11 protein-coding genes and 3 tRNA genes are annotated in these 12992 nt (G+C 63.4%); 6 read left to right on the forward strand and 8 right to left on the reverse strand.

Annotation, left to right across the window (positions count from 1 at the left end):
* Positions 1-85: 85 nt before the first annotated feature.
* The 5 genes from F0185_RS10165 to F0185_RS10185 all read right to left on the reverse strand — a co-directional run bounded on the left by F0185_RS10165 (position 86) and on the right by F0185_RS10185 (position 2905).
* Positions 86-151, reverse strand: a tRNA-Phe gene (locus F0185_RS10165).
* Positions 127-1473 carry a sensor domain-containing protein gene (locus tag F0185_RS10170; RefSeq protein WP_167223957.1) on the reverse strand — a complete coding sequence of 449 codons (1347 nt, stop codon included), beginning with the start codon at positions 1471-1473 and terminating at the stop codon, positions 127-129. The genes F0185_RS10165 and F0185_RS10170 overlap by 25 nt, the downstream gene beginning before the upstream one ends.
* Positions 1474-1907: 434 nt before the next feature.
* Positions 1908-1983, reverse strand: a tRNA-Phe gene (locus tag F0185_RS10175).
* Between the two features lie 92 nt (positions 1984-2075).
* Complete coding sequence (locus F0185_RS10180; protein ID WP_167223959.1) at positions 2076-2531, reverse strand: fasciclin domain-containing protein; 456 nt, start codon at positions 2529-2531, stop codon at positions 2076-2078.
* Positions 2532-2829: 298 nt separating this feature from the next.
* Positions 2830-2905 (reverse strand) — tRNA-Phe (locus tag F0185_RS10185).
* 118 nt (positions 2906-3023) lie between these two features.
* Between F0185_RS10185 and F0185_RS10190 the strand changes: the two genes are divergently transcribed.
* From F0185_RS10190 to F0185_RS10215, 6 genes are read left to right on the forward strand one after another with little or no spacing between them, the layout of a single operon-like run.
* Positions 3024-4244, forward strand: coding sequence for an FAD-dependent monooxygenase (locus tag F0185_RS10190; protein WP_167223961.1), 1221 nt, complete (start codon positions 3024-3026; stop codon positions 4242-4244).
* 24 nt (positions 4245-4268) lie between these two features.
* Entirely contained in the window at positions 4269-5087 is an 819-nt protein-coding gene (locus F0185_RS10195; protein WP_167223964.1) for a DsbC family protein, read from the forward strand.
* A gap of 52 nt (positions 5088-5139) precedes the next feature.
* Entirely contained in the window at positions 5140-5598 is a 459-nt protein-coding gene (locus F0185_RS10200) for a (2Fe-2S)-binding protein (protein ID WP_167081809.1), read from the forward strand.
* Positions 5599-5608: 10 nt separating this feature from the next.
* Positions 5609-7828 carry a xanthine dehydrogenase family protein molybdopterin-binding subunit gene (locus F0185_RS10205; RefSeq protein ID WP_167223966.1) on the forward strand — a complete coding sequence of 740 codons (2220 nt, stop codon included), beginning with the start codon at positions 5609-5611 and terminating at the stop codon, positions 7826-7828.
* A gap of 8 nt (positions 7829-7836) precedes the next feature.
* Positions 7837-8430 carry a nucleotidyltransferase family protein gene (locus F0185_RS10210; protein ID WP_229476878.1) on the forward strand — a complete coding sequence of 198 codons (594 nt, stop codon included), beginning with the start codon at positions 7837-7839 and terminating at the stop codon, positions 8428-8430.
* A gap of 46 nt (positions 8431-8476) precedes the next feature.
* Positions 8477-10300 carry a M61 family metallopeptidase gene (locus F0185_RS10215; protein ID WP_167223968.1) on the forward strand — a complete coding sequence of 608 codons (1824 nt, stop codon included), beginning with the start codon at positions 8477-8479 and terminating at the stop codon, positions 10298-10300.
* Between the two features lie 46 nt (positions 10301-10346).
* On the opposite strand, the gene trpC is transcribed toward F0185_RS10215, so the two are convergent.
* The 3 genes from trpC to trpD all read right to left on the reverse strand — a co-directional run bounded on the left by trpC (position 10347) and on the right by trpD (position 12977).
* A complete protein-coding gene (trpC, locus tag F0185_RS10220) occupies positions 10347-11147 on the reverse strand; it encodes an indole-3-glycerol phosphate synthase TrpC (protein WP_167223970.1) in 801 nt (266 codons plus the stop codon).
* A 9-nt stretch (positions 11148-11156) separates the two neighbouring features.
* Positions 11157-11789 (reverse strand): LysE family translocator, encoded by a 633-nt coding sequence (locus F0185_RS10225; RefSeq protein WP_167223972.1) that lies wholly within the window; start codon positions 11787-11789, stop codon positions 11157-11159.
* Between the two features lie 156 nt (positions 11790-11945).
* A complete protein-coding gene (gene trpD / locus F0185_RS10230; protein WP_167223974.1) occupies positions 11946-12977 on the reverse strand; it encodes an anthranilate phosphoribosyltransferase in 1032 nt (343 codons plus the stop codon).
* Between the last annotated feature and the right edge of the window lie 15 nt (positions 12978-12992).

The raw sequence follows: 12992 nt of genomic DNA on the forward strand, positions 1-12992 counted from the left end.
CCGGAAATAGACCGGACAGGAGGAGGTCTTAAGCTGGAAACAAAAACGCCGGTCCGGATGGATCGGCGTTTTCTCTGGATATTCTTGGTGGCCCGCGGCGGAATCGAACCACCGATACAAGGATGTTCAATCCCCTGATCCAGCCTCCGCCGCGACCGCCTTGGAGGCATACATCCGCTCATCCGCGTGGGACATGAGCGCCTGCCGATTGTCGCCATGCTCAGGATAATGCGCAATGCCGATGCTGACGGAAACCTGCAGTTGGATGCCTTCGCCAAGGTCGACCAGCGCCGCCAGCGCCAGGTGGATTTTATCCACGACCAGCCCCGCATTCGAGGGCAGGGCGCTATTTTCCAGTAGGACGACGAATTCATCACCGCCCAGGCGCGCCAGCGTATCGCTGTCGCGCAGGCAGAAAGCGATGCGGCGTGCGACCTGCCGCAGCAACAGGTCGCCACATGCGTGGCCGTAGCTGTCGTTGACCAGTTTGAACCGGTTCAGGTCGATGAACAGCAAGGACAAGCCCTCCTGCTGACGTCGAGCGCGGGCGAGGGCGGTGTCGAGCCGGTCGTAGAGCAGGCGCCGGTTCGGCAGGCGGGTGAGTTCGTCGTACATAGCCATGAAATGCATTTGCGCATGCAAGCGCTTGCGCTGGATGGCGGCGGCGAGCTGGTCCGCCACGAACAGCAGCAGGTCGCGGTCGTGGGCCATGTAGCTGGCGCCCTCGGTTCCCGTGCACAGTACGATAACGCCGACGATGCCCTCGGGAGTCTTCAGTGGCACCGCTAGTGCGCCGCCTGTCATGCTGTTCGCCGCTGCCTGCAACTGTGCCGGCAGTGCTTCACTGCTCCCGGACTTCAGCAGCAGCGGCGCTGCGCGTCGAACCACTTCCTCGCACAGCACGCGCGTCAAGGACGCATTGGACGGCATGCCGCCGTCGACGTAATAGGCAAAGTGCAAGTGCTGGCCGGCCGTGTCGAGCAGGGCCACGCCAAAACCGGAGGCGGGCAGCAGGTCGCCGATGATCGCGTGGCTGCGCTGAAACAGGTCCACCAAGTCGTCGCTTGCCTGCGCCGCCTCGGAAATGGCGTAGAGCACCGCCTGCAGCGCCTGGGCCTGTTTCAGGAGCGTTACATCGCGCGCAACCGCCACGCGCAACTGATCAGGCTCGGACCAGCGCGCCGACCACATGATATGAGCGATGCTCCCGTCCTTACGCAGGTAGCGGTTTTCGAAATGGATATGGGATTCGCCGTTCATGATGTTGCGCGCCGCAGCCAGCGTGCGCTCGCGGTCGGCCGGCGCGACAAGATCGATCATGAGCTTGCCGATCATTTCCTGTTGGGTATAGCCGAAGATGCGTTCGCAAGCGGCACTGACAAACACGAAACGTCCACCGGCGTCGACCATGCAGACAGCGTCAAGCAGCAAGTCAGTGAAGTTGGCCACGGGGGCGGCAACGATATTTTTCATGTTTCATTTTAACGGACATTTGACGGGAGCAAGGAATCGGGGCCATAGCGGTAACAGTGGACACGTCGAAAACCCGCCGCCACCCTGGCATAGCGGAATACGTCAACTTCGCTGCCCTGGCCGGCTGCGAGTACGACGCGCTCCCGTTGTACTACAGGCAGAATGCAAAAATTATGACGGTAGGGAATTGAGGCGCCTGAGCTATCCATCAGAGATACCCAAGCTCGATGCGATCGACCGGCGTTATCGATGTTCAAGGAAAAACAAGGCATTAATTGTTTAACATGCAACGTGTGACGGACATCTCACCAGTTTCAAGCGCTGGTTGAGGGGATGGTGCAGCATGTGAAAAGCCGGAGATGGAGGGGACACAAGGACTTTTCGTCTGACAAACAAAAACGCCAACCTGAGATGGTTGGCGTTTCGTTTGTTCTTGGTGGCCCGGGGCGGAATCGAACCACCGACACAAGGATTTTCAATCCTCTGCTCTACCGACTGAGCTACCAGGCCAAGGGTCGCTATCATAGCAGCCCCGGGCCGGTCTGGCTAGTGCTGCGCGCGCATCGCTTGGCACGCGCACGCCGCGCCGCCGATCCTGCCTGTTATTTCGGCATCACGACCGTATCGATCACGTGGATCACGCCATTATCGGCCGCGATATCGGTCTTGATCACATGCGCCTTGTCGAGCATGACCTTGCCGCCCGCCGCAGTGACCGTCAGGTTGCTGCCCTGAACCGACTTGACCGCCCCCGGCTTCACATCCGCCGCCATCACTTTGCCTGGTACAACGTGATAAGTGAGCACCTTGGTCAGCGCGGCTTTGTCCTTGAGCAGGGCATCGAGCTTGGCTTTCGGGATTTTCGCGAAGGCTTCGTCGGTCGGCGCGAACACGGTGAACGGCCCCGGACCCTTCAAGGTGTCGACCAAGCCCGCAGCCTGTACCGCCGCTACCAGCGTGTTGAAGGTGCCGGCGGACTTGGCGGTATCGACGATATCGGCTGCGTTCGCAGCGCCAAATGCCAGGGAGAATGCTGTTGCGATGAGTACTTTTTTCATTGCGATTTCCTTTAGATAAATTGACCGCCGCAAGATGCGAAGGATTAAGAATGCACTCTGTTGCACCGATATTGAACCGGTATGCAGCCAATTTATCGTTATTGCCTGGTTAAGTCTATTGTGCACGCTTGCACGATTGGGTCGCAGCGGTTCAGATGCGGTTCATCGACAGCTTTGCTATGTGCCGCGACGCGATCTGTCGGCGACGTCAATGTCGCGGCCGATCATCAAAAAGGGAAGGGGGAAAGTGACGAGCAGAAATGCAAAACGCCACCCGAAGGTGGCGTTTTTCAATTCTTGGTGGCCCGGGGCGGAATCGAACCACCGACACAAGGATTTTCAATCCTCTGCTCTACCGACTGAGCTACCAGGCCAAGAGGCATGATTATAGACACCCGATTCCCACTTTGCAAGGCCGACTGGCAACTTTATCGATAAAACCTTCGGCTGCCGCAAAAAACTGTCTGCTTGCCAGCCGCTATAATGCTCTGTATGACTAGTCCAAATTCTTCTTCCGCGCGTCATCAGAGCGCGGTGTGCATCGTTGGCAACGGCGCCATCGCCAAGACGACCGCCCTCGGGTTCGCCCAGGCCGGTCACAGCGTTACCGTGCTGGTCCCGCCATCGGCTTCAATCCCCCCCGCCGCCACGAGCGGCGAGCAGCCCTGGGATGTGCGCGTCTACGCGCTCAACCACACCGCGCACGGCTTGCTCTCTACGCTCAAGGTGTGGGGCGCGCTCGACATGGACCGGGTGGCGGCGGTCGACGTCATGGCCGTCAACGGCGACGGCGCCAAACCGGGCGACCTGGCCTTCGATGCTTTCGGCGCCCATGTCGGCGCGCTGGCCTGGATCGTCGAAGACCGCAACCTGAACCAGGCGCTCGACGCCGCGCTGCGCTTCGCCGCCAACGTCACCATCGTCACGGGCCGCGCGGTCAGGCTGGCCAGCGACCTTGATGGCGCCACCGTGCATCTCGACGACGGCAGCGCCATCGCCAGCGCGCTGGTGGTCGGCGCCGACGGCGGCCAGTCGTGGGTGCGCGGCCAGTGCGATATCGGAGTCGACTACCGCGCCTACCACCAGCGCGCCGTGGTAGCCAACTTCGCCTGCGAAAAACCGCACCACGGCGTGGCGCATCAATGGTTCACCGGCGAAGAAGGCATCGTGGCGCTGCTGCCGCTGCCGGGAAAACGCGTCTCGCTGGTCTGGTCCGCGCCCGATGCGCTGGCCGACACCATCATGAACGAAAGCATGGGCGAACTGGCCGTGCGCCTGGCGGTGCTGGCCGGCGACAAGCTGGGAGAACTCAAGCCCCTGCAACCGGAGGCGGTCAAGGACTTGCCGCTGGCGCTGATCCGCCCGCACGCTATCGTCGCGCCGCGCGTGGCGCTGGTGGGCGACGCCGCCCACGTGGTCCATCCGCTGGCCGGCCACGGCATGAACCTCGGCTTTGCCGACGTGTCGGCGCTGCTCAAGACCATCGCCGCGCGAGAACCGCAGCGCGCCATCGGCGACGAGCGCGTGCTGGCACGCTACGCCCGCGCGCGCAAGGAAGACATCCTGCTGATGCAGGTCGCCACGGACGGCCTGGCGCGCCTGTTCGGCACCAACCTGGAGCCGGTGCGCATCGCGCGTAACCTGGGACTGAATTTGCTGGACAAGTTGCCACTGCTGAAGCGTCGACTGATGTCGCACGCCATGGGCAAGTAGGCTGTTAAAGAAATCGGAGAAGCTATGACTAAAAGTAAACTCGCGCTGTTTGTGTTGGCCGCATTGTCCGCCACTGTTGCCAATGCCGCCCCGGCGCCCACCCCCGCCAAAGCGAGCCTGGAAGAGACCATCAGGAAGCGCATCGAGCCTCGCCTGGGCAAGGATATGAAGATCGATTCGATCAAAAAGACGCCTTACAGCGGCCTGTATGAGGTGCGCGCCAACGGCGACATCATCTACACCGACGAAGCCGGCGAGTACCTGATCTTCGGCCAGGTGGTCGACGTCAAGACCCAGCGCAACCTGACCAAGGAGCGCGTCGACGAGATCAACATGATCAATTTTGCCGACCTGCCGTTCCAGCATGCGCTCAAGCTGGTCAAGGGCGACGGCAAGCGCACCATCGCCATCTTCGAAGACCCGAACTGCGGCTACTGCAAGCGCTTCCGCCAGACCACGCTCAAGGAAATCGACAACGTGACGGTGTACACCTTCATGTACAACATCCTGTCCGAGGATTCCTCGGTCAAGTCCAAGAACATCTGGTGCGCGCCGGACCGCAACAAGGCCTGGGATGACTGGATGATCGATAACAAGGCAGCGCCGGCCGCCGCCGCCAACTGCGCCAACCCGAACGACAAGGTATTTGAACTCGGTCGCAAACTGCGCATCGAGGGCACGCCGGCGATCTTCTTTGCCGACGGCAGCCGCATTCCGGGCGCGATCGATACCAAGGGCCTGGAAGCCAAATTCGCCACCCTGAACAAGACGGCCAAGCCGGCGGCCAAACCTGCCGCGCCAGCCGCCGCAGCCGCCCCGGCGCCGGTCGCTGCAAAAAAATAGCACATATAAAAACAGCAGTCCGAAGCGCAGTACCAAGACAAGGGAGCAGTACATGGTTACTTTGAATATCAACGGCCGCGATATGCAGGTCGACGCCGATCCGGCCACGCCCATCCTGTGGGCGCTGCGCGATAACCTGAACATGACGGGCACCAAATTCGGCTGCGGCGCGGCCCTGTGCGGCGCCTGCACGGTGCACCTGAACGGCGATGCGATCCGTTCGTGCATCACGCCCATTTCGGCCGCCGCCGGCCAGAAGATCACCACCATCGAAGCGATGGAGGGCGACGCGGTCGGCAAGGCCGTGCAGGATGCGTGGGTACGCCACGACGTGCCGCAATGCGGCTACTGCCAGAGTGGCCAGGTGATGAGCGCTACGGCCCTGCTGCGCACCAACAAGAAGCCGACCGATGCCGACATCGACGGCGCCATGAGCGGCAATATCTGCCGCTGCGGTACCTATCAACGAATCCGCGCGGCCATCAAGGATGCGGCGACCACGTTAGCCTGAGGAGAGCCGCATGCGTACCGAATGGATCAACCAGGCGGCGTTGACACGCCCGCCTGAAGGCGGCATGTCGCGCCGCAGTTTCATGAAAGCCGGCGCCGTCGCCACCAGTGGCCTGGTGCTGGGCTTCTTCATGCCCGGCGCGAACAAGTTCGCGCGCGCGGCGGATGCCGCCGCCAAGCCGGTGTACGCGCCCAACGCGTTCCTGCGCATCGCGCCGGATAACAGCGTCACCGTCATGGTCAACCGGCTCGAATTCGGCCAGGGCGTACACACCGCGCTGCCGATGCTGATCGCCGAAGAACTCGACGCCGACTGGTCGCAGATGCGCGGCGAACTGGCTCCCGCCGGCGACGTCTTCAAGGACCCGGCGTTCGGCATGCAGATCACGGGCGGCTCGGGCACCATCGCCCACTCGTTCATGCAGTACCGCGAAATCGGCGCCAAGGCGCGCGCCATGCTGATCGCCGCCGCTGCCGGGCAGTGGAAGACCAGTCCCGCGCAGCTGAGCACCGCCAGCGGCTTCGTGCTGCACCCGGACGGACGCAAAGCCAGCTACGGCTCGCTGGCCGACGCCGCCATGAAGCAGCCGATGCCGGCAACCGTGGCGCTCAAGGACGCCAAGGATTTCCGCTTCATCGGCAAACCGGTCAAGCGCCTCGACGCGCTGGCCAAGTCGAGCGGCAAGCAGCAATTCGGCATCGACTTCACCCTGCCCGACGCCAAGGTGGCCGTGGTGGCGCACCCGCCCGTGTTCGGCGCCAAGGTCGCCAAGCTCGATGCGACCAAGGCACGCGCCATCAAGGGCGTGATCGACGTGTTCGAAATCGCGCTTGATCGCGGCGGGCGTGGCGTGGCGGTCATCGCCGACGGCTACTGGCCGGCCAAGCAGGGCCGCGAGGCGCTGGTGATCGAGTGGGATACCAGCGCGGTCGAGAAGGTGACTTCATCGAAGCAGATGGCCGAGTTCAAGGCGCTGGCCAAAAAGCCGGGCACCGTCGCCAAACAGGCCGATGTGAGCAAACTGGCCGGCGCGCCGAAGAAAATCTCGGCCGTCTACGAATTCCCGTACCTCGCGCATGCGCCGATGGAGCCGCTCAACTGCGTCGTCGACCTCAAGGCCGACAGCTGCACCGTGTGGGCCGGCACCCAGATGCAAACGGTCGACCATGCGGCAATCGCCGCCACGGCGGGCCTGAAGGCCGAACAGGTCACGCTCAATACCATGATGGCGGGCGGTGGTTTTGGCCGCCGCGCGGTGCCGTCGTCGGACTACCTGGTTGAAGCGGTCAACGTCGCCAAGGCCTACAAGGCCGCCGGCAAAAGCGGTCCGGTCAAAGTGATCTGGAGCCGCGAAGACGACATCAAGGGCGGCTACTACCGTCCGTCGCACGTGCACCGCGCCGATATCGGCCTGGACGCCAAGGGCAATATCCTCGCATGGGATCACACCATCGTCGGCCAGTCGATCATCAGCGGCACGCCGTTCGAACCGTTCATGATCAAGGATGGCGTGGACCACACCATGGTCGAAGGCATGGGCGCGCCGTACGACGTGCCGCTCAAGCTCTCCGTGCATAACGCCAAGGCCAACGTGCCGGTGCTGTGGTGGCGCTCCGTGGGCTCGACCCACACCGCCTTTGTGATGGAAACCCTGGTCGACGAAGCCGCGCACGTGGCCAAGATGGACCCGGTGGCCTACCGCAAGAAGCTGATCGGCGAAAAGCATGTGCGCCACCTGGCCGCGCTCGACCTGGCGGTCGAAAAATCCGGCTACGGCAAGCGCAAGCTGGCCAAGGGCCGCGCCTGGGGCGTGGCGCTGCACGCGTCGTTTGGCTCCGTGGTGGCGTATGTGGTCGAAGCATCGGTGGTCAAGGGTGTACCCAAGCTGCATAAAGTCACCGCCGGCATTCACTGCAACCAGGTCGTCAATCCCTTGACGATCGAAGCGCAGGTGCAGGGCGCGGTGCTGATGGCGCTCGGTACCACCTTGCCCGGTGCGGCTATCACGCTCAAGGATGGCGTGGTCGAACAGCAGAACTTCGGCGACTACACCGTGGCGCGCATGACCGACATGCCGCAGGTCGATGTGTACACCGTGGCGTCGAGCGATGCGCCGACCGGCATGGGCGAACCTGGCCTGCCGCCGCTGGCGCCGGCGTTCGCCAATGCGCTGTTCACGCTGACGGGCAAGCGGCTGCGCAAGCTGCCATTCGACCTGAAGGCCGCCTGATTGCGCGCATGGCCATGACCCCTGTCGGCATTCTGCTGGCTGCCGGCAGGGGGCACCGATTCGATCCGACTGGCGCAGCGAGCAAGCTGCTCCAGCCTTTGCCTGGCGGCGAGCTGCTTGTCGCCGCCAGCGCCCGCGTTTTACTCTCCTCTGTAGATACGGTCATCGCCGTCGTACCGCTTGACGATGGCGGCGTGGGCGAGTGCCTGCGCGCGCTTGGCTGCATCGTCACCGTATGCCCGGACGCCGACAGCGGCATGGCCGCGTCGCTGGTGCATGCGCTACGCCAGGCGCCTGACGCGCCATCGTGGCTGATCGCGCTGGGCGATATGCCGTATGTACGCACCAGTACCATGCTGGCGCTGCGCGCCGCGCTGGAGCAGGGCGCGCCGATCGTGGTGCCGGTGCACGCTGGCCAGCGCGGCAACCCGGTGGGTTTTGGCCGCGTGCACCGCGAGGCGCTGCTGGCGCTGCGGGGCGACCAGGGCGCGCGCGCCATCCTCAAGGCGCACCCGGTGAGTGTTGTTTCCGTTGACGATCCGGGCGTTGTTTCCGACATCGATACCGTCGCGGATCTGTTAAAAACCAGCACACTCGGGTAAGGTGGACAGCTTGCGCTGGTCCATTTCCACGAACTACCCATTGAACATGAAAAAACCGACACCCAAGAAGCCGGCGGCTATCCAGTACGCCATTGTTCCTAAAGACCTGGGCGGACACCTGTTCGACGTCACCGTCACCGTGGCCGCACCATCGCCCGAAGGCCAGGTGTTTGCCCTGCCCGCGTGGATCCCGGGCAGCTACATGATCCGCGAATTTTCGCGCAATATCGTCCAGATCCGCGCCGAATCGAACGGCAAGCCGGTCGCGCTGACAAAGCTCGACAAGCATTCCTGGCAAGCCGCCCCGGTGGCTGGCGCCTTGAGCGTGCAGTATGAAGTCTATGCATGGGACCTGTCGGTGCGCGCCGCCCACCTGGACCAGACCCACGGCTTCTTCAACGGCACCAGCGTCTATTTGCGCGTGCTGGGGCAAGAGCAAACGCCGCACGAAGTCGACATCCAGCGTCCGCTTGACGCCGCCGCCAAAACCTGGCGCGTGGCCACCTCGCTGCCGGAACTGGGCGCGAAGCGCTACGGCTTCGGCACCTACGTAGCTAGCGACTACGATGAACTGATCGACCACCCGGTCGAAATGGGCGACTTTGCGCTGGCCACCTTCAAGGCGCACGGCATCGCGCACGACATCGTCGTCTCGGGCCGCGTGCCCAACCTCGACATGGCGCGCCTGCAAGCCGACCTGAAAGCCATCTGCGAAACCCAGATCGCCTTTTTCGAGCCGCGCTCTCGGCGCGCGCCGATGGACCGCTACGTCTTCCTCACCTTGGCCGTGGGCGACGGTTACGGCGGGCTGGAACACCGCGCCTCGACCGCGCTGATTTGCGCGCGCGCCGACCTGCCCAGCACCGCCGCGCCCAAGGTGGCCGACATCGGCGAGGGTTACCTCAAATTCCTCGGCCTGTGCAGCCACGAGTATTTTCATACCTGGAATGTCAAGCGCATCAAGCCGGCAGCGTTTGCGCCGTATGACCTGCAAAACGAAACCTACACCCCGCTGCTTTGGCTGTTCGAAGGCTTCACCAGCTACTACGATGACCTGATGCTGGTCCGCAGCGGCATCATCGGCGAAGCGGCCTACCTCAAGCTGCTCGGCAAAGCCGTCAGCGGCGTGCTGCGCGGGAGCGGTCGCACCAAGCAAAGCGTGGCCGATTCCAGCTTCGACGCCTGGGGCAAATACTACCGCCAGGACGAGAACGCGCCGAACGCCATCGTCAGCTATTACGGCAAGGGTTCGCTGATCGCGCTTGCCTTCGACCTGACCATCCGCGCCAAGACCGAGGGCAAGAAGTCGCTCGACGATGTGATGCTGGCGCTGTGGCAGCGTTACGGCCGGGATTTTTATCCTAGCGTGGGCCGTGGCGTGACCGAGGCCGAAGTCGAAGCGCTGTTCGACGAAATCAGCGGCCTGAAACTCAAACCGCTATTCGACAAATACGTGCGCGGCACGGCCGACCTGCCGCTGGCCAGGTTGTATGGGCCGTTCGGGGTCAAGATCGATGACGCGCGCAAGAACGCCAAGCCGGCCTTCGACGTCGGCATCGGGCGCGATGGCGGCGACTGCAAACTGACGCAGGTGCACGAAGGCGGCGCCGCCCATCGCGCGGGCCTGTCGGCAGGCGACATTCTGGTGGCGGTGGAAGGCTTGCGGGTGGCGGGCAGCCCGGCCAACCTCGATGCGCTGCTGTCGCGCTACAAGGTGGGCGACACGGTCGCCGTGCACGCCTTCCGGCGTGACGAACTGATGACGTTCAGCGTGCAGCTCCAGGGCGACCGGGTGCCGGACGTGAAACTGACGCTGGTCGACGAGCGCAAGAAAGTAGCGGGTCTGGCGCGTCCGAGCGCGCCGCGTTAGAACGGGCTCCCGCCGCTCGCGCGGCGGGAAATGCGCGAAGGCCTGGTCAGCTGAACAGGCGTTGCAACTCCACACCCGGTTCCGGCGCGCGCATGAACGCTTCGCCGACCAGGAAGGCGTGCACATTGGCGTCGCGCATGCGCTTGACGTCGCCTGGCCCCATGATGCCCGATTCGGTCACCACCAGTTTCTCGGCCGGGATGCGCGGCAGCAGGTCGATGGTCGTTTGCAGCGATGTCTCGAAGGTGCGCAGGTTGCGGTTGTTGATGCCGACCAGCTTCGTATCGAGCTTGAGCGCGGCCGTCAGTTCATCGCCGTCGTGTACTTCCACCAGCACGTCCATGCCCAGTTCGTGCGCGCAGGCTTCCAGTTCGGCCATCAGGCCGTGGTCAAGGGCCGACACGATCAGCAAAATCGCATCGGCGCCCATCGCGCGCGCTTCGTAGACCTGGTACATATCGATCATGAAGTCCTTGCGGATCACCGGGATCTCGCAGGCTGCGCGCGCCTGTTTCAGGTACTCGACCTGGCCCTGGAAGAACTGCACGTCGGTCAGCACCGACAGGCACGCCGCGCCGTGGCGCGCGTAGCTCTCGGCGATGTTCGCGGGACGGAAGTCGGCGCGCAGTACGCCTTTTGAGGGCGAGGCTTTTTTGACTTCGGCGATCACGCCCGCGTGGCCGGCTGCAATGTGCTTGCGCAGGCTCGCTTCGAAGCCGCGCAGGCCGCTGCGCAAGGTGCCATCGGTTTCGACTTCGCGGCGCAGGCTGGCCAGGTCGCGGTGCTTTTTTGCGGCGGCGACTTCGTCAGCCTTGACCGCCAGGATTTTGTTGAGGATATCGGACATGGAGAGGCCTTAGTTTTGTTTGGAGAGCGCGAGCTTGATACCGAGCCAGATGAACAGGCCGCCGGTGACGCGGTTAAGCCACAGCGATACATTCGGATTGACCTTGATGCGGGCGCTGGCCTGCGCCGTGAACAGCGCCAGCGAGGTACACCACAGCATGCCGTTCAGGTTGAAAATGCATCCGAGGATGACAAAGGCGAGCGCCTTGCCGGGCGCATCGTGCGCGATAAACTGGGGCACGAAGGCGAGGAAGAAGACAGCCACCTTGGGGTTCAGCACATTCGTCAGGAAGCCCTGGGCGAAAATTTTAGCGTATGGCAGCGGCGGCACGACGATTGGCGCAGCCGGGTCGCGCCGTTTGCTGCGCAGCAGGCCGACCGCCATGTAGATGATGTACGCCGCGCCGACGTACTTGACGACCATGAAGGCGGTCGCCGACGTGGCCAGGATGGCGGACAGGCCGAGCGCCGCGGCTAATACGTGGATCATGGTGCCGGCGCCGATGCCCATGGTGGCGGCCACGCCGGCGCGCCAGCCCTGGGTGGCGCTGCGCGTCATGATCAGGAGCGAGTCCGGGCCGGGCATGATGTTGAGCAGCAGGCCGGAGAGGATGAACAGGGGGAGGTCGTGGATGCCGAACATGGCGCAAAATCCTAGCCGTCATTCCCGCGCAGGCGGGAATCCAAGGCGTAGTCGATTAACGTAGGCGTCTTAGATTCCCGCCGAGGGCCGCCTTGGCGCGGGAATGACGGTTTTGAGTTTTGAGGCACAGGCACCTTCCAGTCGATACTACGACGTTCAGGCACCTAACTGCTGGGTCACCTGGACAAACTGGTCGACCTTGGCCCGCGCGGCGCCCGATTCGATCGCCTCGCGTGCTTTTTTCAGGCCATCTTCAATCGAACTGGCCACGCCCGCCGCATACAAGGCCGTACCCGCATTGAGCGCCACGATATCGTACGCCGCACCCGGCTCGCCATTGAGCGCTTCCATCATCTTGATCTTCGACTCTTCCGCATTCGCCACCTTCAGGTTGCGGCTGGCGATCATCGGCAGGCCGAAGTCTTCGGGATGAATCTCGTATTCGCGGATTTCGCCGTTGACCAGTTCACCGACCATGGTGGCCGCGCCGAGCGAGACTTCATCCATATTGTCGCGCCCATACACCACCACCGCATGCTGTGCGCCGAGGCGCTGCAGCACGCGCACCTGGATGCCCACCAGATCCTGGTGGAACACGCCCATCAGGATATTCGGCGCGCCGGCCGGATTGGTCAGCGGCCCGAGGATATTGAAAATGGTGCGCACGCCCAGTTCGCGCCGCACCGGCGCCGCATGCTTCATGGCGGCATGGTGGTTCGGTGCGAACATGAAGCCGATGCCGGTCTGCGCGATCGACTGCGCGATCTGCTCGGGCGAGAGGTTGATGTTCGCGCCGAGCGACTCGATCACGTCGGCGCTGCCGGACGACGACGACACGCTGCGTCCGCCGTGCTTGGCCACGCGCGCGCCGGCGGCGGCGGCCACGAACATCGCCGTGGTCGAAATATTGAAAGTGTGGGCGCCGTCGCCACCGGTGCCGACGATGTCGAGCAGGTGGGTGGTGTCGGCCATCGGCACTTTTGTCGAGAACTCGCGCATCACTTGCGCGGCGGCGGCGATTTCGCCGATGGTTTCCTTTTTCACGCGCAGGCCGAGCGTGAGCGCGGCGATCATGGTGGGCGACATTTCGCCCGACATGATCTGGCGGAACAGGTGCAGCATCTCGTCGTGGAAAATTTCGCGGTGTTCGATACAGCGCAGCAGTGCTTCTTGTGGGGTGATCGGCATGACAGCTCCTTGATA

Origin of the sequence: Massilia rubra, assembly GCF_011682065.1 — a bacterium.
Taxonomy (GTDB): Bacteria; Pseudomonadota; Gammaproteobacteria; order Burkholderiales; family Burkholderiaceae_D; genus Telluria_A; species Telluria_A rubra.